We start from the raw sequence: 22,657 nt of genomic DNA on the forward strand, positions 1-22,657 counted from the left end.
CGATGCACCCTGCCACCGCCCTGCGCAGGACATCGCTGCGCTTTCGCACCACCCTGCTGGTGATCGCGGCGATCGTGGTGGTGCTGGGCACCGCCACGCTGGTGATCGACATTCGCGTGGACAACGAGGTGGCGCAGCGCGCGGATACCGACCTGCTGGAGCATGCGCAAGCGCTGGCAGACATCTTCACCGCGCGCACCAAGGCCTCCGGCCAAACCTTTCCTTCGCATTGGATTCCTTCGTTCCTGGCCGATGACGGCACCCTCTATTTCCGCATCGACTGCCGTGGCCAGCATGTTATGTCGTCCGACGAAGTCGCATCGCTCGCCTGGCCTACGCCCACGCAGGGCCAGTCCATGGCGTTCGCGGACGCGGCCGATCATCACGGCACCAAGCTACGCGCGATCGCCCTGCGCTTTTTTCCCGACCTCGACGCCATGCATGATGCGCCCGCCGATTCCGGCGCTGCGGCGAATGAATCGACGGCTGCGCCCGATTGCCTGCTGGGACTGGCGGCTGATCGTAGCGAAGCGCTGGATTTCCAACGCTCCCTGGACCACATTGAATTCGGTTGCGTGGTGCTGGGCTTCCTGATCGTCGCCATTCTCACGCCCCTGCTGGTTACGCGCAGCCTGCGCCCGCTGGCGGGCCTGGCCCTGGCGATGGACCAGATCGGTCCCGATACGCCGAGCATGCGGCTGCAGAGCACCAGGATTCGCGAACTCGCGCCGCTGATCGCACGCTTCAACGCGGTGCTATCGCGCATGGAGGAAGGCTTGCTGCGCGAGCGCCAGTTCGCCAGCGGCGTGGCGCACGAATTGCGCACGCCCTTGGCGGAACTGCGTACCGCCATCGAAGTGGAACTGCGCTATCCCAGCGACCGCGACGTGCGGGAAGTGCTGGCGGATCTCGGCGACATCGGCGCAAAAATGGAACGCATCGTAACGGCCCTGTTGCTGTTGACGCGTATCGAAGCGGGCATCGAGCAGCTCTCCCTGCAACCGGTGGATGTTGGTGCTCTTACCCACGCGCTGCTCGATCGGTATCGGCAGCGCTTGCACGAACGGGCGCTGCAATTGCAGGTGGAAATCGAGCCGCAGGTCATGTGGAGAGCCGATGCCACCTTGCTGGATGTATTGCTGGGCAATCTGCTCGGCAACGCGTTAGCTTACGCTCCCGCCGGCAGCACCATCATGCTGCGCTGTACGGCGCTCAGCTGGTCGGTGACCAATCCAGCGCCTGAGCTGACCGAACAAGATGTCGCCCACATGAAGCAGCGGTTCTGGCGCAAGGGCAAGGAGGCCGGCGTGCATACCGGGCTTGGCCTGGCCCTGGCGGCTTCGGTGGCGCGGGCGCAGTCGTTGCGGCTGGGGTTGGCACTGCAGGACGCGAATTTGCAGGCGAGCGTGACACGTTGAACGCTTATCCGGCTTACGCAACCGCCTCTCCTTCGAGAGGCGGTTGCCAGTCACTACTGCACGACTGGATGGGAGATAGCACAGCTATTGGTGTCATTGGACCAGGTAGCCTGCATCGCAAAGCTGCCCGTCGCCATTGCCACGTTCGCCGCACCGCCGACCGTGCCCGGCGCGATCCACGCGCATTCGTCAGCGTTTTCCTCGCCGTTGGAACGGCTGTGGCGCTGATGGTTGGTCCAGCCTCCGGCCGGATTCTGGTCGGTAACGGTTTCGGCGTATTCGTGTCCGTTGACGATCGAGAAGCCATCCACCACGCCGGCCGAACCGCTATTGACGTAGTTCTCGCCGCAGCTGGTCGTCATGTCCAACACATACGGCATGTTGGTGAAGGCGACGTCGCCGTAAGGCGATGACACCGCGCCACCGGACAGCGTGGTGTCGCCGTTATAGTCGTGCCACGCGCAGAAATTGCCGCTGGTGGTATTGAATCCATCCGGATGCGTGCCCGAAGGCGACAGGATGACGTATTGCACGTAGCGATTGGAGGCCGCGGTGGTATTGCCGAAATGCGCTGCCGCGTTGATTGCTTCCTGCGCCAACTGCGCACCGGTCGCTTGGGAGGGCGAAGCGACGGAGTTGTCGTACCAGATGCCCGCGTAGACCGTGCCGGCCGCCGGATAGCCGACATGCGCGGCGGCCGACGGACACGAGGTAGCACCGGTTCCCACCAGCGAGCCATCGCAATATTGCGTCATCGTGCCGGACCACAGCTCGCCATTGGTGCCCAGGCCCTTGAACATCTGCTGTAGATGGGGCACCGCACCGGCCGCGTCCCCGGACAGGGTCATATTGCCGTTGGCATCGGTACCGGCGGTTCCCCACTGGCTGCCATAAACCACCAGATACACCTTCGGCTGACCGCTGGTGACGCCGATGCCATCTACGCCGCCGCCATAGGAGAGCGTTTTCGTACTGGTCGTCGTCGACGCGTTGGCGCCCTGCAATTTCTCGTACGCATTCATGCGATGCAGGGCTTCCTGGGTCGGCACCGCGCCATGGCGGTAACCATGTCCATACGCCGGCGAATATGGATTGCTGACCGGCGCGACGTCGGTTGCCGACGCCGCCATGGTTGAAACAGCGAACAAGGCGGAGACTGCCATCGTTTTCAGCAGGCCGCGCTTTGCGTAATCGTGCATGTATTTCCCCTCGGAAAAGTGAAATAAGGAAAGTACCCGCCACGGCGTAACGTGCAGGGTTCACACCGTTCAGCGGGACCCGTACCACACACCTCTACGATTAAGCTTGCTTTCGCCGGGCACGCATCTCCCCCACCCGCTTGAACGCAGGCTTGGATGAATGCATGGCATGGAACTCCCTCGACGAAATCGTTCGCCGCTCCCCAGCGGCGAACGCGCGCAAACTAATCGAAGACAAAACGAGAAGACAAGGGCGCGTGCAACAGTACGCCGGCGTTCGTAGGCTGGAATGACAATCCCGGCACACTGGCCCCAATACCGCGATAGGCGGGCATGGCAATGCTGGGATTGTCATCCCAGCCTACTGGAAATAGTGGATGAAGCCGATCTTGAACCCGCCGGGTAGCCAGCTGATGATCAGGGGCGATTGGCGGCGCGATGCGTAAATGCCGAACCCCACGCCCACCGCCGCACCGACCAGCGCGTCGCTCTGCCAGTGGCCACGCGTCTTCACTCGCGCCACCGCGTCATAAGCCGGTAGTAAGGCCAGTGCGTACACCGCCGGATGCTCTTCGCCGTAGCTGGCCATGAAAGGAGTTACCGCGGCAGAGATCGCCGCCACCTCGCCACTCGGAAAGCTCTTCGCGCGCGTGCCGCGGAAAAACAGGTCCGGATTGGACGTTTGCGAGGGCCGTTCGCGTTGGAAAGCGTATTTCATCGCCTCGGTGGTAACTCCGGTGAACGCCAACGCATCCACCGAACGCCACAGCGTATCGCCAAACTGGTCGTGGTCGCCGAAGGCCAGCGCCCCGATGCCGACGGAAGCAATGGTTCCGTACAACACGCCGCTCTGAATATTGCGATTCCATACGCCGGAATTGTCGTACGCGACGCGATGGTCGATGCCAAGAAAGCCGCCGCCTGCCCATGCGCTGTTCGGCCACAAGCATGCTGCGCACAATATCGCCAGCGACCAAAAATGATGCCTAGAAAGCACTGCAATCACGACACGCCATCCACTGCCTTGGCATGTTTCCACTCACGCCAACTCGACCCTATGCCTTTCTTCTTAGCATTGGCTTAGCGCGCGGTGAAGTTTGCGCTACGTTTCAATTGCAGCGGCGCGCATGGATGCCATGGCGCGCTGATATCACTTCCTCGTCACTTGGCATTTACGCACGCAGGTCAGCCCACCAACCTGCGTGCACGAATAAGCGCCCTTTTAGAACTGCAGCGTACCGCCCGCCAACTGATTCACCTCGGCCATGATCGCCGCCATCTGCGGGCCTGACTTCAGCGCGTAGTTGCCACCGGTGTAGCCCCACCAATCCCAGCATCCATAGGGGTTGTAAGGCACTGTCGCATTGATGGTCTGCGGATACAGCACGATGATGTTGTTGGTATCAGCCCATTCGTTGATGCCGGCATACTGCACGAACGTGGTGCCGATGGTTTCCTGGTTTTGCGAGCAACCATGCAAGGCCACCAGCAATCGGCAGGACTGCCCTTGCGCGCAATTTTGCGGCACGTAGACCCAGCCGCTGCTATCCATGGAAATGGCGGCACAGTTGCTGTCCGGACAGAACGCATCCTGGTCGAACTGGATGAAGCTGCCGCCGAGCGTCCCGTCATTGCGCGCGTTGAGCTGTCCGTAGAACTGGCCTAGGAAGGTCTGCTCGGCATCGAAACCGCAGTTGTTCATGTATGGCGCGGCAAGGTACGAGCAAGCGACCACCGAGTCAGGCGTGATCCATGCGTGCTCGGCGGCAGTGTAGTTGTTGTAAGTGATGTTCGCCGTGGAGGTGAAGCTCTGGTAGTAGCTGTAGAGATCGTCCATGGCCGCCTGGTAGTTCACCGTATCCAGCATGCCGCTGAACATATAGATCGGCTTGCCGGCGATGTTGCCGGTGGGATCGATCGTGCCCGCCGCCGCTTGCTGATTGGTGTAGTCCACCAGCGAAGACACGGGCACGCCATTGCCTGTGGCGCAGGCGCTGCCCCAATACGCTTCGTTGTTTTGCGCGCAGTAGTAAGCGCCACCGGCCATCACGGCGGTGCCGAAAATGGCCTGGGAATAGGCCACCTGCAATTGAACGGCCATATAACCACCGGAAGAGATGCCGGCAACGGTGACCGAAGACGGCGCAATGTTATAGGCGCCGAGTGGGGAAGCGGCCCACGCCCATGGAGAAAGCAGCAGCGCAACGCCAAGCAGCAGCATTCGCATCGAAAGCCTGGTGAATCTCGACACCATGACGACGCCCTCCTTAAATCAGATACGCAGGTTGGAATCGCGCAGCCGCGTGCATCCGGCACCCCTGGAAGCCGGATGGTGTTCGGCAAACGCATGCCGGTTGTTGCTGATTTAGGAGAACACCAAAGAGAAGTCGGCGGAATTGGACTTAGGGGCAAGGCGCAATGTGCCGTCCACAGCTCCTTCGCAAAACTGGACCCTTCGCTGATGCCGTTTCCGAGCGGGTCGTCATTCCGGCGAAGGCCGGAATCCATGGCAAATACGAAGCATGGATTCCGGCCTTCGCCGGAATGACGCGCAAAATCATAGGCTCTACTACCGCTATCTCTTTTGAAGATGGTCTTGAGCAGAAAAGCGTGGGGATACTAGGCTTTTGGGATCAATGCGAAGTGCCGCTCGTCGCGGGATTGCTGCCACCCATATCGGAGTTCGTCGTCTCCCGCTTTTTCTTCATCGAATGCTTATGATGGTACGTACTCGACGCGCCGCTATTGGACGGCATGCTTTGTTGTGGGCTGGTGCTGGGCTGCATGGTTTGGGGCGGCGCGCTCTGCTGCATGCTGCCTGGCGGCATGCCTGAGCCATTGGTTTGCGGATTGGCAGCGGTACCGGTGGTCTGGGCAAGCGCTTGTCCGCCTGTCGTCATCCCGGCCAGCACGAAAGCGGCAAGAAGTACACGGGTTGCACGCATGATGCGGATCTCCTGATCAGTCGTCGAGTGCGATCACGTTAGCCATGGCGGCGTGAGTCAAACGGCAAGATTCGATCATCTCGCGGTGCAGCCAGTCCGCTGCACAACAAAGAGGGCGCTGCACGCGCCCTCTTCCGACTCGATCCATGGGTTAGTTTGCTCCCTTGGAGATTTGCAACGCCGCGATGCGACGCTAGTGATCGTGGTGCTTATGCATTTCGTCCTTGTTTTTTCCTATTTCCTTTTGAAGTTTGCCGGCTTCCTTTTCGAGCTTGCCAGCTGCTTCGCGCGCCGGATTACCGGTCATTTTGCCGGCCGCTTCTTTCGCGGCTCCCTTGATTTCGTGTTTGCTGCCTTCCACGCGATTCTTGTCCATGCTTGCCTCCCATGTTCAGAAACGAGCATCCATCATGCTGAGGTGTCAGATAGCGGGCAGTGCAAACCAGGTGAAGAACACATCCAAGCTTCGGAGCATGCGCTTGTGCGCTTATTGCACGCGACGGAGCTTGATTTGCTCGTTACCGCTGTTGCCGTCGTTACCGTCATTGTCGCCGAAGCCGTGAGCAAGGAAGCGGTACGTATCCCTGCCTGCTTCCTTGGCCTTGTACAAGGCATCGTCCGCGAATTTCATCACCGCGTCGGCGGAAAGCTCGTTCATGCAGATGGCTGCACCCACACTCATGCTCACCGTCACTTGCGCAACGCCGGTATCGATCGTCATGTGCAGGCGCTCCCACAGCGACTGCACGAATGCCTGGGCCTGCTTGATATTGTTGATATCATTGCAAAGCACCACGAATTCGTCGCCACCAATACGCGCCACGATTTCACCTTCGCGTATCAGCTTTTGCAGGCATTGGCCCACTTCGGCCAGTACGACGTCGCCAACCGCGTGGCCGTAGGTGTCGTTGATGGTCTTGAAATTGTCGATATCCACCAGTGCCAACAATACGGCGATGTCGTGCTGTTGCGCCTGCTTGAGGAAGGCCGGCACGCGTTCGCTGAAGTAGCGCCGGTTCGCCAGGCCGGTGAGCGAATCCTGATGCGCGATGCGCAGCAGCTCACGTTCCGTGTTCTTGATATGGGTGATTTCGTTGGTCAGCGCGTATACGCCGCGCACCTTGCCTTGCGCATCGCGGTCCGGCACGTAATGGCACTGGAAGTGCATGGGCTTTCCGCGATACGTGGTCTCGTACTCGAACATCACGGTGTGGCCGGCGTAGGCGCGTTCCAGATACGGTTTCAGGCGGTCGTACAGCGCGTTGCCGCGCACTTCGTGAACCGTCCTGCCAATGATCTCCGCGGGGACTTCGCCGGAGACGTGTTCGACGTAGCGATTGACGTAGGTGTAGCGCTCGTTCATGTCGATGCGCGCTATCACTGCGGGAATGTTGTCGGTGACGGTGCGCAACTGCGACTGGCTTTCCATCAAGGCTTGCTCGATGCGTACACGCTCGGTCACGTCGCGGCCGGTATAGATGATGTCCATCGCGCCGTCGCCGTCTGGACTGGGTACCAGGCGCGCGAACGCCTCGATCCACAGATAGTGGCCGTCTTTGTGCTGCAGCCGGTACGTGGCGGTGGTGGTGCCGCCATGCATGCGCAACCTGACCACTTCGGCGGCAATGCGCTCGCGGTCGTCCGGATGAATCAGGTCCGGCCGTGGCCGCTGGAATTGATCCACTTCCCAGCCGAGCAGATCCTTCACTGACGGCGATACGTACATGCGATCGCCATTGGCGCGGATGCGCATCACCAGATCCCCGCTGTTGTCGGCCAGCAAGCGGTAGCGCAGTTCGCTTTCCTGCATCTGCTTGCGCAGCCGATCCTGCTCGGACAGCGCCAGCGCGACCGGCAGCGCCACCAGGCAGGTGACGCCAATGAATACCTGCCCCATCACCGCGCGAAACGCCGGCGTGACGCCGACAACGAGGTTGAACGGCCCGATGCCCAAGGTGGTGGCAAGGCTGACCCCCAAGGCAATGATCGCCACGCCGATCACCATGCCGACGAAACGATGACGGAACACCAGCCACAACAGCGGCGGATAGACGAGAAAGACCAGCGGTACGCGCGGCTCGACCAGCACGCCTGCGGTAATAGCCGCCAGCATGCCCAGGTCGCGCGCCAAGATTCCGATTCTGGCCAATGGGGCACGCCACAGGTAAGGCGTGACGATCACCAGTGAGGTACTGCCGGATAACACCATGCCAACGAAATGCGCACGAAACAGCGTATTGGCGACCATCAACACATCCATCTGGGTCCACCAGTTCAGGATGCACATCATGGCCAGCGAACACAGCAGGCTGGCGGCTAGCGCAGCGAGCACGCCTACGCGTGCGAGATCGGTGAAGCGGGTGTCCGGGGTGATGTTCGGAAAGCGACGCTGGATGACGTGGCAGACGATCGCCGTTTCCAGCACGTTGCACGCGCCCAGCAGCAAGCACTGCAATAGCGGATCGTCCAGGTACAGTTTGGCGGCAAAGATACCGACGAAGGACGCCAGCAACACCGGCCACGCGCGAACGAGCGGACGCTGCACCAGCCAACCGACCAACGCGCCATTGGCCAGCCACAAGGCTACCGGGCTGTGATTCGCCCTTGCCAGCGCCAGCGCGTAGAGCGACAGGCCTCCGGAAAGGGCGAACGCAGCGAACAGTGGCCATAGGCCATGCGTATCGCGCTTGGCGAGCATGGTGCTTGGGTCCTTCGATGGCGGGCCAACCCCACTTGCCTTTGTACGAAGCAAGGGTCCTGCCAAAATGCCTACTCCGTCACAGAAAAAGGTCTCGGTGCGTAGGCTGGGATGACAATCTCAGCATCCGTAGACCTCAGGCAAAGCTGGGATTGGCATCCCAGCCTACGCGGCACGACTGGGCATTAGTGGTTGATATAGATGGGGTTTCCTACCAACAACAGCACCCCGCCGCCGCCCCGGACATTGGCGCGTATCCAGTGACGCTTGCCGTCACTGGGCCAGTCGAACGATTGCTTCAGCTTGCCGTTCACGGCGAGATCGGCCCCCGGTTGCCATGGCTTGCCGTCGACGATCATTTCCGCACGAGCGCCTTCCGGCGCGGTGGCAGTGACGGTAAGCCGCAGCTTTTGACCGGCGGCCACGCCGATCTCATCGCCCATTTCGGCCGTCTGCGCCCCGGCGCTGGCGGTCAGATCGAGCATGCGGTCGCGCGTACCCTGGACGTCGATAAACACGTGGCCGGCGCGGATGCCGGCAAGAACGGCCGGCATCGACAGCTCGCTGGCGTGCACCACCGTGGTGGGCGTGCCGACCAGGCCGCCCAGCACCTGTTTGGCATCATGATTGTCGCTGCCGCCCACGCCGGTCAGGCGATAGCCCTGGTCGAGCAGGCGCTGCCAGAACGGGATGCCCGAATCGGGCAGCATCGCGTCCACCCCGTTTACCGCTTCAATGGCTCGCACCAGCTGCATGTCGACCGGTTTGTCCGGCGCCCAGCCGCAACCCATGCAGGTTTCGTCATCCGGGCGGATCGGATGATTGATGGAAACCAGTCCATGCAACTTGGCCGCTGCGCGCAGCAGGGCGTTCCAATCCGGCACACTTGCGCTGCCGACGCGGAAATCCAGTGGCTCATCCGAGCCGAACAGGTTCGCGTGACCGCTGAAGGTAGTGATCTCGCGTGCCGGCATCAGCAGCAGTTGATCGTAATATGGCTGCAGCTCGCGGATATCGTTCGCTTGTGAAACCGAGTTGTGGTCGCTGAGCGCGATGAAGTCCAGCCCGCGCTGGAGTGCGGCATCGATGGTCAGGAACAGCGGACACGGCACGCGCTGCTTGCCGCTCTGGCTGACACAACTGCCATCGCTATGCGCGCCATGCATGTGCAGGTCGCCTCGATACCAGCCCGCTTCGCTGCGCAGCGGTGGATTGAGCACCTCCGGCAGCCACGCCGGATCGCCGGGGCGTCCGAACCAGATCTTTGCCGTGAAGTCGGCGCTTAGATTCGGGCGGATATTGGGAATGCCCAGCAGCAAGGTCCAGCGTCCGGGACGGATCGCTCCCGGCAGGAACGATGGCGTGGCGTCGGTCGCACTGATGGTGAAGAGCTTCTTGCTGCCACCGCTCCAGCCACGGAAGCCATCCTGGCCGCGAAAACCATCCGGGCCGAGCAGGCCCAGGTCGATAGTGGTGTGGTCCTTGCGACCGCTGTAGTCGAATTGGACCGTAATGCGATTGACGTTGGCCGGAACCGTGAAGGGAACCAGGTGATAGGTGTGGTTTTCGTTCGCGTGGATCTGGCCTTGCAATACCAGGTCGGGCGCGTTGCCGTCCGCGCGGGCCGTGCAGGCCAGGCACATAAGCAGGATCATCAAAGCCAGCAGGGGAAGATAGATGCGTAGGAGTGGTGATTTCATGCGCTTTGCCGACACCTCTGCGACGGAACGCTCCCTCCCTTGCCAACCCAAGGGAGGGAGCCACATGCCTCAGAACCGATACATCACCGACGCCCTGAACGACCGCCCCAGCAATGGCCGCGCAATGAACACCGTCGCACCCGCATCGGAACTCTTCAACTCACCCGAGCGCGGGTTGCCCTCGGTCAGGCCCAGCGAATTGGTGAGATTGTCCGCGTACACGAAGAACGTGAGGTTCTGCGAGGCCTGGTAGCGCGCGCTGAAGCTGAGCACGTTGTACTGCGGCAGCACCACCGAATTGGCCGTATCGGAATAGCGCTTGCCTTCGTACTCATAGGTGAGCTGCAGGCGCAGCTTGTTGTCGAGCAGGTTCACGCCCGGCACCAGGCGCACACCCTTCCTGGGCACGCGAATCAGCTGGTTGTCGTTGTAGTCGAGCAACACCGGCGCGCCCGCCTGGATGGTGGTGTAGCGCAAGCCTTTGTAGCGCGGGTCTTGCAAGGTGGCGCTGTATTGCAGGTCGAACCACTTGGTCGGATAGATCGTGCCTTCCAGTTCCAGGCCGTAGGTCTCGGTGTTGGCGTAGCCGGTTTGCGCGGTGGACGCACCGGTGTTTGGGTTGAACACGTAGTTGCTGAAGCCGACGTTGTTGTACTTGGTGTAGAAGAACGTCTCGTAGGTTTCGATGTAGCGATTGGCGTACTTGTAGCCCACTTCCGGCAGCAGCATGGTCTGCGTGACCGGCGTGGCGGTCGGCGTGGTGATGTAGGAGCTGAGATTGGGCAGGCGGAAGGTGGAGGTGTAGCGCGCGAACACGCCCTGGTGATCGCTGAACTGGTAGTTCGCACCTATCGTCCAGCCAAGCTTGTGGAAGTTGTCATCGTAGGAAGCGTACTGGCCGCTGCCGGTGGTGATGCTCGAACTCCACGGCGTACCCAGGTTCACCGTGGCGGGCGACTCGGTCCAGCCAGTTGTGTTCACGTGCTCCCAGCGTGCGCCGCCGTCGATGCGCAGCTTGTCGTTGATCTGCCATTCGTCGGAGGCATAGAACGCGTCGGTCTTGGACGTGCCGTGCGCATGCGCCCATTCGTAACCGTTGTTGTAGATGCCGTCGCTGGTCAGCGGGCCTAGCGCCTGGCCGGCAGCGTTCACCGCCTCCAAGTTCAACAGCTTGGAGTTGTTTTCCGTATCCAGCAACACCACCGAGGAGTAACGATCGAAACTCTGCTTGAAGTACGCGTGGTAGTAGCCCAGCGTCACGTCATGGGTCTGGTCGCCGAATTCGAACTTGCGCATCATGCGCGTATTGCTGGTCGCCTCGGTCACCGGCATGGTGATGCCACGCAGGCCGCCGAGCATCACCAGGCCGTTGCCGTTCTGGTTGGGGCCGAACACCGCGCCGCTATCCACATACTGCAACTGCATACCGGTGGCGGTCGGGTAGTACTTCTTCAACCGCGCCAACGCCGAAGCGTCAAGCACCGCGGGCGTCTCGATTGCGTTCGGGTATACGCCATTGCGCTGCGTGTCGGTGTCGCTGTAGCGCACGTCTTCGGCGAGCTTCCAGCCGCCCCACAGCTTGTAGTCGAACTTCAGCGTGAGCTGGGTGCGCTTCACGTCAGTGCCGACCGTGTTGTCGAAGTTGTAGTAGCTGCCGTTGCCTTGCTGCAGCTGCATGTGCTCCGTTTCCGGACCAGCCACTGTGCCGTAGTTGCCGTTGAAGCCGGGCACCGCCACCAGGTCGCCACTGGTGTTGCGGTACAACGGCAGGCCCAGGTCGAAATAGACCCGGTCATCCAGGCGCTTCACGTCGAAGCTGAAGTCGCCGTTCTCGAACTGCTTGGACAGCGTGGCGCGCAATTGCCCGCCGTTGTCGCCGTTGAATCCAGGATCGCGGATATTGTGGTCGACACGGAAGAAGCCGCCGGTGCTCAGCTTCCAGCCATCGCCGATCGGCGTGCCGTACCAGAAGTCGAGCCGGCCCAGGCCGTAGTTGCCGGCGGTGTACTTGACCAACCCTTCGGCCATGTCGTCGACCTGGCGCGGAATGAAGTTGATCGCGCCGGCCGGTGCGTTCGAATAGAAAATCGAGGAAGGACCGCCGCGTACCACTTCTACGCGCTCGATCGTTTCGTCCAGGCGGAACGCCTGGTCGGCGTTGAGATAGCCCAGCGCCGGATCGTGCTGGACGGGAACACCGTCTTCCAACAAGGTCACCGAGCCGAAACCGTCGACCGGAATGCCGCGCGCGCGGATATTGCCGCTGGCTTCGCCGCCGGAAGCTTCCACCCAGAAGCCCGGCACGGATTTCACCGCCTCGGTCACGCTGGTGGGCGCCTGCATGCGCAGGCGGTCTTCATCGATGGTGGTAATGGAGTAGCTGGTTTGCGCTCGCGTACGCACGTCCACGCCGGAACGCGCCGTGACCACCACGCGTTCGAGGTCTTTGGCGGTCTTGTCGTTGCCGGTCGAGACCGTGTTGCGATTGACCGCCTCTGCGCCTGCACTACCGGCCGTCGCTACCGCAGCGGAGGCCGGATTGCCCGCATTGGCTGCCACGTTTCCCGAGATGATCGTCACCGTGTTCGGGGTTACGAAACGATAGTTGAGACCGGTGCCGGCCAGCAGCTGGCGCAGCTGCTGCTCCGGCGTCAGTCCCGCGTCAGCACCCGGGCTGCGGATGCTGTCGGCGATCTCCGAGCCATACACGATCTGCAGGCCAGCCTCGTGCGACAAGGTCTGCAAGGCCTTGGCCAGCGGCATCGGCGCAATGGCCGTGGTGTGCGTCGTCGTGGCGGCTTGCGCGAACGCAGCCAAAGGCATGCCCGTGCCGAGCACAAGGGCGATATGTAGCGCTAAACGGTTACGCATGCGGAGAAAACCCCTGGGAGGATAAGCGGTGCAGGCAACCCGCCATATCTCGCGCGTATCGCCTGCCTATACCTTTACAAGAGTCTCCCGGCGCCAAACCGGGTACCGCCATTTCAGTGAATCTTTTCTTACAGGTGGCCGGATTTGGTTTCAGTTTGATTGGCGGATACCACGCGAATGCGATCGGCGTCACGGATGATGCGCACATTCGGCAAAGTGGACAGATATGCCACGAACGCTTGCGGGTTGTCCGCATGGAACACGCCGCTGATGCGCTTCTGGGCTAGCTGTTCGCCCTCGATTTCCAGTGGCGTGCTGGTGTAGGCGTTGAAGCTGCGCGCCACGTTGGCGATGGTTTCGTGTTCGAAACTGATGTTGGCAGGCAGCCACGCGGTGGTCTGGGCGATCTGTGCCGGATGCACCGGACTCGCACCGGAAGCGTCTAGTTCGATCTGCTGGCCGGCGCTAAGGTCCGCGATCGCAACGCCAGGCAACGGCAGGTCATCGCCTTTCGATGAGGCTTTCTGGGCGTCCAGTACGCGCACACGGCCACTGATGACGGTCAACGTATCGCCACCGGAGTCGCGCCGGACTTCGAAAATGGTGCCGATATCCTGCAGCACATGGCCCCCGACGTTAACCAGCATCGGCCGCGCCGGATCCTTACCGACGTCGAACAAGGCATGGCCGCGCCTGACCTCGATGCGGCGGTAGCGATCGTCGAAACGCACGTCGATATCGCTGTTGCGATCCAGATGGATCAGGGTGCCATCGGCCAGGGCCAGCGACTGCGCTGTGTCGGTAGCTGCGTAGTGCTCCATACGCGCCTGCTGGGGGCGCACCTCGGCCGTGCGCCAATGAGCCATGCCCAGCCAGACCAGGGCGAGGGCGGCGATGCTTGCGGCACCGGCCAGCAGATGGCGGCTGCGCGTACTGCGCTTGGAGTGCACCGGACGCTGCTCCGGCATGGCTTTTTCCATGTGCGGGAACATCACGATCGGATTGTCGCGCCGTGCCTGCTCCACCAGTTCCGTCGCCGTTATCTGCTTCAGCGCAGCGGCCGCCTTCATGTCGCCGTGCATCTGCACCACGGCGAAATACTCGGCGACGTGATTGGGTGACGCACGCAACCAGTCCAGGAACGCCGCGCGCTGGCGCTCGCTCAACGGCTCCTGCTGCTCGATGTACCAGCCGACCGCCTGTTCGGTGATGCGGCGAGCCTGACGGACCGCATCGAAATGCGTCGATTCATTCATATTCGGCCATCCTCTGCCTGCAGGCTGCCAGTCCTTTCACGATGTACTTCTTCACCATGTTGGTCGAGATCGACATGCGTTCGGCGATCTCTCGATACGAAAGCTCGTCGCGGTAGTGCATGATCAGCACCGCCTTGCACTTGGGCGAGAGCCGGTCGATCAGCGCACCCAGCCGCTGCTGGCGCGACTGGCTATCCATGTCCGCTTCCAGGTTGGTGGGCGACACCAGCTGCTCCACCACCTGCTCCAACTCGTCGCTGCCCAAAGGCTGCTGCTGGCGCAAGAGCGCGTGCTCTTTCACCAAGTTGGCGGCGACCGTGAACAGGTACGCCTCCGGGCTGCGAATGTTCGCCGCATCCGCCGGCTCGATCCGCAGCAGGCGCAGGTAGACCTCCTGCACCAGATCCTGCGCATCCCAGCGGTGCGCCACGCGGCGCAGGAAATAGCTGCTCAACGTCGCGCGCTTTTCCGCGAACAACGCCGACCACGTTGCATGCCTTTCACGCATCGAGCCTCCTTCAACCGCATTAGCCGAAAGAGGCTACGCACGAGCTAGAGGGTTACAGAGACTATGGCGCAGTTATGACGGTTTTGTGAAGTGGCTTGAGCTCAGCTCCCTCCCCTACGTGTAGTAGGGGAAGGAGCTACACATCGCGAAGCTGAGGCATAACGCTAATCAGGCACAGGTAGCAGAGGGAGCTGAACTCAAGCCTTCAACGCATTGAATGGAATACAAATCCGCGGCACCTGACCCTCATGCGGCTCCACAAAATGCTCCAGCCAATGCGGGAACAGCACCAGCAAGCCCGGCGAAGGCCGCAACTGAATGTCCTTGTATGCGTTGGCGCCATTGCCCCGTGCGTAGGAATTGAGCACCCCGGCCCGCGGATCCTTGAACACCAGCGCACCCGAGCCCTCCGGCACCTGCAGGTAGAACGTGCCGCTCAGCAAGGCCCCTTCGTGCATATGCTGAAAATTGAAGCCGCCGCGGTCATGGATATTCACCCACGACTGCAACTCAAACGCTGGCGCAGCCACGCCCATCTCCGCAAATGCCTGCGCGCAATAGTGCCGCACGACCTGATGCAGATCAGCGAATACAGGCTGGTGCATGACCGCATGGTCGACGCTGTTCCAACCGCCGCGATTGGTCCTTCCCGCCGGCACTGGTGCAGCCGCCCGCATGGCGAGAATCGCCTCCACCCATTCGGCAAAGCGTGGCGTCAACTGCTTGAGCGGCACCTGCCATATGCGCGTAGGGAATAGATCGAACGCCTGGGCAGGCGTTGGCTTCGCCTGCGCAGGACCGGTTTCGCCGATGCTTACGCTGTAATGCTGATTCATCGGCCAAGCGTAGGCTCAGGACGCCACTCCCAGCAACCGCTGACGGCAAACCTACGGTATTGGCAAGCACTCCATGATCTGGATCGATTCGCCCGGAAACTGCGTGAAGTGCGGATGACCCTCGAACAGTTTCGCCGCCTGCTCGTGCGATTCGGCCTGCACGACGGTAAAGGCGCACAGTTCGTTCTTGAACTTCTCGACACCACTTTTGGAGGTACGCAAGGTCTTACCGAGCGGCGAGCCTACTTCAACGATCGCATCCTTGTGAGTTTCGAGCCAGCGGGTCCAGGCCTGCATGCCTGCCGCTTCGCGTTTTTGACGCTCGGCCTCATCCAGGGCCTTCCATGCGTTCATGGATGCGTCGGTACCGAAATAGACAGCGAGGAACCTCTTCATAGTCTTGCTCCAGGGTCGATGGGAAAAAGCCAATTCGGGACCTGAACCGCCTTACCGAGGTGTGTCCCGTCCTATCGACGAACCACGGAGCAAAGAATCGACAGAGGCCGTGACCCGGTCTGCCTAAGAGTCGCCTTCCTCGTCCTCTAGCTGATATTCATCCGCGCGCCGGGCCGCCAGGATCTTCGCCGCCGCCTCGGCCTGGGAAGCCCTGACCAGTACCCGCGCGCCGCCACCATAAGCGGCGTGCGCCCAGATCGGCAGCGCACTCATCAAGTTCTCGTCCGCCACGAAGGCGTAGATGCCCTCCGCTTCAAGGCGGCCCTGAATCACGCGTGCATCGATGGGCAGCAAATTGCGCGCAACCGGGATCAGGTCCTCGTTGGGGGTTTCCTCCTGGGCTTCTTCCCCATCGGTACGCTCCGCTTCCCCCGCTCCCGGCAACGAAAGTCCCCGCGATAAAATTTCCGCTTTGGCGATCGCTTCCGCTTCCTCGGTCAGTGCGCCCGAGTTGAACCGTTTAAGCAGCGCTTCGTCGGTCAGATCGGCAAACACTTGGGTCAATGCATTTGCTTTCATAGCGAGTTACTCCTAGGTAAAAGGGGAAAATCGTTGTTTTGATCTGCATGCCCTTCGGCCCATGCGGCCCCGGTGCCTTGGTTCGATAGTGCTACATTAGGTCACTTCGCAACACTACCCAACGACGCCTTGGAGCGAGCCTTCCCATGACGACCCCCGCGCCTTACCCGATCGGCACAGCCGGCGTTCCCTGGGGCTCGGCGGAGGTCGCAGCCTGGCTGACGAAGCAGACTCGCCATCGTAGCTACGAGAAGGATGTGCTGAGCGTGGTCGATGCACTGCGCTCGCATTTCGACGTGGTGGAATACGGACGGCTCGATTACGCACCGAACAGCTACCCACTAGTGGCCATCAAGAGCCGTCAGTGGCGGGATGATTTACCCTGCATGCTGGTAACCGGCGGCGTGCATGGCTACGAAACCAGCGGCGTACACGGTGCACTGCGATTTGCACAACAGCATGCGTCGGACTACGCAGGCCGCATCAATCTCGTCGTCGCGCCTTGCATCAGCCCATGGGCATATGAGCGGATTCATCGCTGGAATCCCCACGCGGTGGACCCGAACCGCTCCTTCCGCGAGGGCAGCCCGGCGCAGGAATCGGCTGCCTTGCTGCGCCTGGTGGCGGATTGGCGCGACAGAGTGCTGATGCATATCGATCTGCACGAAACCACCGACACCGACGAATCCGAATTCCGCCCCGCGCTCGCCGCTCGCGATGGCGTCGCGTATGAACCCGACGAGGTTCCGGATGGCTTTTACCTGGTCGACGACAGCGAGAAACCGCAACCGGCGTTCCAGCAAGCCGTGATCGCGGCCGTGGCCAAAGTTACCCATATTGCCCCTGCCGACCGGAACGGCCAGATCATTGGCTCGCCCGTGGTGGCCCCTGGAGTGATCGAGTACCCGCTGCGCAAGCTTGGCCTTTGCGCGGGGATTACCCCAGCCCGCTACACCACCACCACCGAAGTTTATCCGGATAGTCCGAAAACCAGTCCGGAGCAGTGCATAGCTGCCCAAGTGGCCGCCGTTTGCGCAGCGATCGATTTTGCGCTGGCGCACGCCTGAGAGCGTGTTCTATCGAAAAACATAGGCTGGGATGACAATCCCAGCTTGCCATGCGGTGTCATCGAGAGCGTGCATTAGGTCGCGTCCGAGCGAAAAACGGAAACCGACTCGGGTTCAGACGACGGCGGGCACCCATGCCCGCCTACTCCGGGCGACGATTCCAATGCGCGCATCCATGACGCAACACTTGCGCCATGACACACCGCCCTGGATTGGATCTGCCCATGCTCTACACCCGTGAAGAACGCAACACGCGGATCTTCGCCATCATCGGCGCCTCCTCCGGCAACCTGGTGGAATGGTTCGACTTTTACGTCTATGCCTACTGTGCGATCTATTTCGCCCAGGCGTTCTTCCCTTCGCGCGAACTTACCGTGCAGTTGCTTAACACGGCCGGCGTGTTCGCCTCGGGTTTCCTCATGCGTCCCGTGGGCGGCTGGTTGTTCGGCCGGATAGCCGACCAGCGGGGACGCAAAAGCGCGATGATGATCTCGGTACTGATGATGTGCGCCGGTTCGTTGATCATCGCCTGCTTGCCCACTTATGCCTCCGTTGGCGCCTGGGCTCCCGCCCTGCTGCTGATGGCGCGCCTGATCCAGGGCTTGTCGGTGGGCGGCGAATACGGCACCACCGCCACTTATATGTCGGAAGTGGCCTTGCGTGGCCAGCGCGGCTTCATGGCGTCGTTCCAGTACGTAACCTTGATTGGCGGCCAGCTGCTGGCCGTACTGGTGGTGGTGATCCTGCAGCAGTGCTTGGATGAGGTCCAGCTGAAGGCCTGGGGCTGGCGCATTTCGTTTGTGATCGGCGCAGGTACCGCCTTGATCTCGCTGCTGCTGCGTCGTTCGCTGAAGGAAACCACTACGGCCGAGGTTCGCGGCGACAAGCAAGCCGGCAGCCTGTCGGCCTTGTTCACGCACCACTGGAAGGCCTTCGTCACCGTGCTCGGCTACACCGCCGGCGGTTCGCTGATCTTCTATACCTTCACCACCTACATGCAGAAATACCTGGTCAATACCGCCGGCATGCCAGCCAAGACTGCCAGCTATGTGATGACCGCCGCGCTGTTCTGCTACATGTGCATGCAGCCATTGCTCGGTGCGTTGTCCGACCGGATCGGCCGGCGCGCTTCCATGCTGTGGTTCAGCGCAATGGGCGCGATTTGCGTGGTGCCAATCCTGACTACGCTGAGGACCATCACCAGTCCACTGCCGGCCTTTGCACTGATCACCGCGGCACTGGCCGTCGTCAGCCAGTACACCTCGATCGCTGGCCTGGTGAAAGCCGAAATGTTTCCGCCACAGGTACGTGCCCTAGGCGTAGGCCTGTCTTACGCGGTGGCCAACGCTGCGTTTGGCGGCTCCGCCGAGTATGTGGCGCTGAAATTCAAGCTGCTGGGGTTGGAGAGCAGCTTCTATTGGTACGTGGTCGCGATGATGGTCATTGCCTTCTTGTTCGCCCTGCGCTTGCCCAGGCAAGCCGAGTACCTGCACCACGATCATTAAGGCCAGTTAGGTTGGGATGACAGTTCCCGCATTGCCATGCTTGCAGCCTCGCGATGCTGGGATTCCCATCCCAGCCTACAGCGGGATCACGTGTTGTTGTTGGCGATTGAACACCATGGACGTTTCCACACGCTGCACTACCGCATGGCGGTTGAAGTGTTCCGAAATCACTTCCTTCAAATGCTGCATGTCTCGTGCAGCAACGTCGACAATCAAGTCCGTGCGGCCGGATACTAGAAACACGCCGCGAACCTCCGGGATGGCAGCGGTTGCGCTGACGAAATCATCGACCACCTCGATGGCCAGCTTGCCGAGCTGCACGAACAGCACAGCTTGCAGAGCGAAGCCGATCGCCTGGAGATCCACTTCGGCATGAGCACCCAACAGTACCCCGCGCGCCCTGAGCGCTTTGATTCGTTCATGGCAGCTTGAAGGCGCAAGGCCTACCGCGGCCGCGATCTGCTTGTTCGACAGCCAGGCATCCTTCGTCAAAAGGCGCAGGATGGCGAAGTCTATTCGGTCCAGATCGGTGTCGCTGGGCATTTTTTCGAAAACTATTCGATTGACGGTCATACCATCCTAATCACATTCTATTTGCATGATCAATAAACGAATATTCTTCGCGCACATCACCGTGGCAAGCCTGCTCTTGCCGTGGACCGTCAACGCCAGGCAACCAACGGCAGGCGGGGCTTCGGCAAACGACACCATTGGGCAGCACCTGGTCGCCGAGGAGCGCGCAAGCTGGGATTTGGCCATCAAGCACGATGCCGTCGCCTACCGCGCCTTGCATGCCCCGGACTTCTTCACCCTCACCGGTACCGGCGTAGTGGGTAAGGTACCCAGCGAAGCCTCCGCGATGGACCCCGATGCCCACTTCGACCATTGCGAGCTGGCAGGATTCGGCGTTCACTTCGTTGCCCAGGACACCGCGCTGATCACCTACCACGTCAAGGCAAACGGACTTGATCATGGCAAGGCATTCCAGGTCGACAACTATGCTTCGTCCCTGTGGATGAACCGCCATGGGCAATGGCAGAACGTGTTTTACCAGGCGACACCTGCTCCGAAATCCTGATCACACGCCGCTTGCCGAACTCAATATTTCGGGGCCAACCCATGTAGCGCTTGAAGTTGGCCACGGTCAGCGAGGGATGCGTATGCGATCGATCCTCGGCGGCCTGACCGACCAGCAGCTCCCCGGTCTCGGCGAATCCGACGCAAGAGGGAGTCAGCGTATGACCCAGTACTCGGGGATGAGGACTGGCGCCCCGTCTCTCCATATCGCCGCCAGGCTATTGGTTGTACCCAGATCTATTCCAATGATCACCCCATCCCCCCAACACGCTCACGACATAGCGTTTGCTGCATTCCCTACGATACTTCGAAGAGTTTCAAGCCAGTGTCACGCCGCTTTCCGGCAGCTCAACCAGCCCGGCGTTCCCCTCGACTTTCCCCTTGGCTTGACGGTGTAGCACCTGGCTCCGCCTTGCAATACCAGGCTCACAATTTAATTCGATCCGCTAAAACCCGCATAGTCGGATAAGCCTGCTTTAAATACGTTGCCAAGCTGATTCCCGAATGATCCGTGCTTTGCACGTGCACTTCCTCCAGGGAAACAAAACGTCGCAAGTCGGGCGACGTCATTTGTACGCTATTCAGATGCAACGAAATAACCCTGCCGATGCTCTTGTTGTGACTTATTGATTCAAAGAAGACATCGTCCACGTCCCCGCCAGACAGACGCAGCTTGCATGCGAAGGTCATCTGGTCGATATCAGCCGTGCTTTCGAACGGGAAGAATGGCGCTGCCTTGGATGATATGTATTCGACCGACTTGAGGAAGCCTTTGTAACCACTCAGGTGATTCATGCGGGCATGTTCATCGAAACCGATAGAGCCAAAGAATCCGCTATTGGTAGATATGTTCGCCGTTTTCAACCTGCCATTTGGATGCCAATGATAGGCTTCTCCAAACTCCTCATTCGGAATATCGAGATAAATGAAGCGCCCTTCATTGCTCCAGTGTGCCTGATTCCAGATCACGCCATTCCTGACAAAGGCCTCGATTCCGCATTGACCGCCAATGAATTCGTAGGCAACCCCCGTGTAAGGATCACCTTGGTAGGTGATCAGCTGGTAGTCCAATAGCTGGCCCCGCGCATCTATTTGCGGGTATCCACGGTCGTCAGCCACACAAATGGAGCGGTAACGCCCGACAACGAGCCCATCTTCGATCAGCGAGGCGGCCACCGATCCTTGTTGATCGATGGCAAAGCCAACGCCGGAAAGTAATTTCCCCTGGTAGTGATACCGACCACCTACCAGCATGGCTGATTTGAGAGATATGCGTACTGTCATACCTGACGTCCAGTAAAAGTGAGGAAAATTTCGTGTTGCCCCGTGTTATCGCTACGCCTCAGGTCATGAAACCATCTATGAAATTGTTCTCTCTTACGCGGCATCCAAGTGCTCATAGGCTTCGCCAAAGGCGGCATCGAATTCGCCGACACGCAGCGTTGCTTTATTAAGCAGCAAAGAGCTTTCGCGACTGAACACGATCTTTGCCTCATGCTCATTCTCCACCACATAAATTTTCCAGTGGACGAAGACATGCCAAATTCCATGTTTAGCCGCCCGAAAGCTTGAGAACGGCGCCAGACACCTGAGTTTGTCGAATGGTCTCATTGGCAGAGAACGACGCCGAGCGTTCTCCGTTTCTCGAATGTTGAAGCTATCCGCCAAGCTTCGCGATGCCAAGAGAGTTTGACTTGGAACGCCTCCAGTCCCGTCCCAAAGACATGTAGGCGTAATCTGAGGACTACCCAGATATCGAGGTCGTTTTTCCGACCCGCATTAGCGGTGAGAGCCGACATCCAAACGATTGAAGGGACGAGAAACTGGACTTCAGTCCACCTTTCCGCTTCACCTACATCATGCGAAGCCTATCTCATCTTGACATGACAACCGTTCCCCAGCATGTCGTCCAACGTGGGAGCGAAGGGCAATCATGCTTTCTTCGTCCGGAGGACTATCGATGGTATCTGCACCAGCTGCTTGAGGAGACACAAAAACACGGCTGCCTGGTACATGCCTACGCACTCATGAGCAACCACGTGCACCTGCTGATCACTGCGAATATCAAAGGTGCCATAGAAGCATCCATGCGCTCCTTGGCCCATCGATACGTCACCTACTTCAACCACACCTACCGCCGCAACGATCCGCTTTGGGAGGAAGGCTATAAATCCTGCTTCGTCGACATCCAAAGCTATTTGCTGACCTGCTATCGATACATTGAACTCAAACCCGTGCGTGCCACCTTGGTGGCCGATCCAGAGCAATACATATGGACCAGCTATCACGCCAATGCATTGGGGGCGCTCGACAGCCTGATCCGCCCTCATCAGGAGTACCTGGCACTCGGATCAACGCCGGAGGAAAGACAAGCCTCCTATCGCGAGCTTTTCAGGCAGGTCATCGGCGATCAAAGGCTGAAAGAGATACGCGAACATATCGAGTTGCAACGCACTCTAGGAACCCGTCAGTTTCGTGAAGCCGTTGAGGCGGAACTTGAGCGTGCTGCGAGAATGAGGCTTCAAAGACGACCTAGGAGGAGGTATTCGACGCCTTATGATTACTGGTAGGGATCAAATGAGCCTATCGGGGAAATCGTGGC

The 22,657-nt window shown here is 60.3% G+C and carries 21 protein-coding genes and 1 pseudogene; 5 read left to right on the plus strand and 17 right to left on the minus strand.

Annotated elements, in window-relative coordinates; genetic code table 11:
* Positions 1 to 2 precede the first annotated feature (2 nt).
* Positions 3 to 1,418, plus strand: a complete 1,416-nt coding sequence (locus tag QQJ96_RS09725) for a histidine kinase dimerization/phospho-acceptor domain-containing protein (RefSeq protein ID WP_284331795.1) — start codon at positions 3 to 5, stop codon at positions 1,416 to 1,418.
* A gap of 53 nt (positions 1,419 to 1,471) precedes the next feature.
* On the opposite strand, the gene QQJ96_RS09730 is transcribed toward QQJ96_RS09725, so the two are convergent.
* From QQJ96_RS09730 to QQJ96_RS09790, 13 genes are all read right to left on the minus strand, one after another.
* Positions 1,472 to 2,617 (minus strand): hypothetical protein, encoded by a 1,146-nt coding sequence (locus tag QQJ96_RS09730; protein WP_284331796.1) that lies wholly within the window; start codon positions 2,615 to 2,617, stop codon positions 1,472 to 1,474.
* Positions 2,618 to 2,978: 361 nt separating this feature from the next.
* Positions 2,979 to 3,563 carry a phosphatase PAP2 family protein gene (locus tag QQJ96_RS09735; RefSeq protein WP_284331797.1) on the minus strand — a complete coding sequence of 195 codons (585 nt, stop codon included), beginning with the start codon at positions 3,561 to 3,563 and terminating at the stop codon, positions 2,979 to 2,981.
* Between the two features lie 276 nt (positions 3,564 to 3,839).
* Positions 3,840 to 4,871: an extracellular catalytic domain type 2 short-chain-length polyhydroxyalkanoate depolymerase gene (locus tag QQJ96_RS09740; protein ID WP_284331798.1), complete on the minus strand. Its 1,032-nt coding sequence runs from the start codon at positions 4,869 to 4,871 to the stop codon at positions 3,840 to 3,842.
* Between the two features lie 379 nt (positions 4,872 to 5,250).
* Complete coding sequence (locus QQJ96_RS09745; RefSeq protein WP_284331799.1) at positions 5,251 to 5,562, minus strand: hypothetical protein; 312 nt, start codon at positions 5,560 to 5,562, stop codon at positions 5,251 to 5,253.
* Positions 5,563 to 5,755: 193 nt separating this feature from the next.
* Complete coding sequence (locus QQJ96_RS09750; protein ID WP_284331800.1) at positions 5,756 to 5,938, minus strand: CsbD family protein; 183 nt, start codon at positions 5,936 to 5,938, stop codon at positions 5,756 to 5,758.
* Positions 5,939 to 6,049: 111 nt separating this feature from the next.
* The gene (locus QQJ96_RS09755) at positions 6,050 to 8,260 is read right to left on the minus strand and encodes a sensor domain-containing diguanylate cyclase (protein WP_284331801.1); all 2,211 of its coding nucleotides are present in this window, start codon (positions 8,258 to 8,260) and stop codon (positions 6,050 to 6,052) included.
* A gap of 185 nt (positions 8,261 to 8,445) precedes the next feature.
* Positions 8,446 to 9,960: a CehA/McbA family metallohydrolase gene (locus tag QQJ96_RS09760; protein WP_284331802.1), complete on the minus strand. Its 1,515-nt coding sequence runs from the start codon at positions 9,958 to 9,960 to the stop codon at positions 8,446 to 8,448.
* 69 nt (positions 9,961 to 10,029) lie between these two features.
* Entirely contained in the window at positions 10,030 to 12,831 is a 2,802-nt protein-coding gene (locus QQJ96_RS09765; RefSeq protein WP_284331803.1) for a TonB-dependent receptor, read from the minus strand.
* Between the two features lie 128 nt (positions 12,832 to 12,959).
* Complete coding sequence (locus QQJ96_RS09770; protein WP_284331804.1) at positions 12,960 to 14,087, minus strand: FecR family protein; 1,128 nt, start codon at positions 14,085 to 14,087, stop codon at positions 12,960 to 12,962.
* Positions 14,080 to 14,595 carry an RNA polymerase sigma factor gene (locus tag QQJ96_RS09775; RefSeq protein ID WP_284331805.1) on the minus strand — a complete coding sequence of 172 codons (516 nt, stop codon included), beginning with the start codon at positions 14,593 to 14,595 and terminating at the stop codon, positions 14,080 to 14,082. Before QQJ96_RS09775 ends, QQJ96_RS09770 begins: the two co-directional genes overlap by 8 nt.
* Before the next feature lie 197 nt (positions 14,596 to 14,792).
* Entirely contained in the window at positions 14,793 to 15,431 is a 639-nt protein-coding gene (locus QQJ96_RS09780) for a TIGR02466 family protein (protein ID WP_284331806.1), read from the minus strand.
* A 51-nt stretch (positions 15,432 to 15,482) separates the two neighbouring features.
* A complete protein-coding gene (locus tag QQJ96_RS09785) occupies positions 15,483 to 15,827 on the minus strand; it encodes a hypothetical protein (protein WP_284331807.1) in 345 nt (114 codons plus the stop codon).
* A gap of 123 nt (positions 15,828 to 15,950) precedes the next feature.
* A complete protein-coding gene (locus QQJ96_RS09790; protein ID WP_284331808.1) occupies positions 15,951 to 16,406 on the minus strand; it encodes a putative signal transducing protein in 456 nt (151 codons plus the stop codon).
* A gap of 146 nt (positions 16,407 to 16,552) precedes the next feature.
* On the opposite strand from QQJ96_RS09790, the gene QQJ96_RS09795 reads away from it, so the two are divergent.
* Together QQJ96_RS09795 and QQJ96_RS09800 are read left to right on the plus strand one after the other, a co-directional pair.
* Positions 16,553 to 17,473 (plus strand): M14 family metallopeptidase, encoded by a 921-nt coding sequence (locus tag QQJ96_RS09795; protein ID WP_284331809.1) that lies wholly within the window; start codon positions 16,553 to 16,555, stop codon positions 17,471 to 17,473.
* A gap of 224 nt (positions 17,474 to 17,697) precedes the next feature.
* Complete coding sequence (locus QQJ96_RS09800; RefSeq protein ID WP_284331810.1) at positions 17,698 to 18,978, plus strand: MFS family transporter; 1,281 nt, start codon at positions 17,698 to 17,700, stop codon at positions 18,976 to 18,978.
* Between the two features lie 75 nt (positions 18,979 to 19,053).
* Here QQJ96_RS09800 and QQJ96_RS09805 read toward each other — a convergent pair whose 3' ends face one another.
* Positions 19,054 to 19,551, minus strand: a complete 498-nt coding sequence (locus QQJ96_RS09805) for an Lrp/AsnC family transcriptional regulator (RefSeq protein WP_284331811.1) — start codon at positions 19,549 to 19,551, stop codon at positions 19,054 to 19,056.
* Between the two features lie 25 nt (positions 19,552 to 19,576).
* Between QQJ96_RS09805 and QQJ96_RS09810 the strand changes: the two genes are divergently transcribed.
* Positions 19,577 to 20,056, plus strand: coding sequence for a nuclear transport factor 2 family protein (locus tag QQJ96_RS09810; protein WP_284331812.1), 480 nt, complete (start codon positions 19,577 to 19,579; stop codon positions 20,054 to 20,056).
* Between the two features lie 40 nt (positions 20,057 to 20,096).
* On the opposite strand, the pseudogene QQJ96_RS09815 reads toward QQJ96_RS09810, so the two are convergent.
* The 3 genes and pseudogenes from QQJ96_RS09815 to QQJ96_RS09825 form a co-directional block, all read right to left on the minus strand.
* Positions 20,097 to 20,261 (minus strand): annotated as a pseudogene (locus QQJ96_RS09815) (Hsp70 family protein); the annotation flags it as partial.
* 220 nt (positions 20,262 to 20,481) lie between these two features.
* Positions 20,482 to 21,339, minus strand: coding sequence for a hypothetical protein (locus QQJ96_RS09820; RefSeq protein ID WP_284331813.1), 858 nt, complete (start codon positions 21,337 to 21,339; stop codon positions 20,482 to 20,484).
* 93 nt (positions 21,340 to 21,432) lie between these two features.
* Positions 21,433 to 21,666: a hypothetical protein gene (locus QQJ96_RS09825; protein ID WP_284331814.1), complete on the minus strand. Its 234-nt coding sequence runs from the start codon at positions 21,664 to 21,666 to the stop codon at positions 21,433 to 21,435.
* A gap of 272 nt (positions 21,667 to 21,938) precedes the next feature.
* On the opposite strand from QQJ96_RS09825, the gene QQJ96_RS09830 reads away from it, so the two are divergent.
* Complete coding sequence (locus QQJ96_RS09830; RefSeq protein ID WP_284331815.1) at positions 21,939 to 22,625, plus strand: transposase; 687 nt, start codon at positions 21,939 to 21,941, stop codon at positions 22,623 to 22,625.
* The last annotated feature ends 32 nt before the right edge of the window (positions 22,626 to 22,657 follow it).

It is taken from the genome of Dyella flagellata, from assembly GCF_030160275.1.
Taxonomy (GTDB): Bacteria; Pseudomonadota; Gammaproteobacteria; order Xanthomonadales; family Rhodanobacteraceae; genus Dyella_B; species Dyella_B flagellata.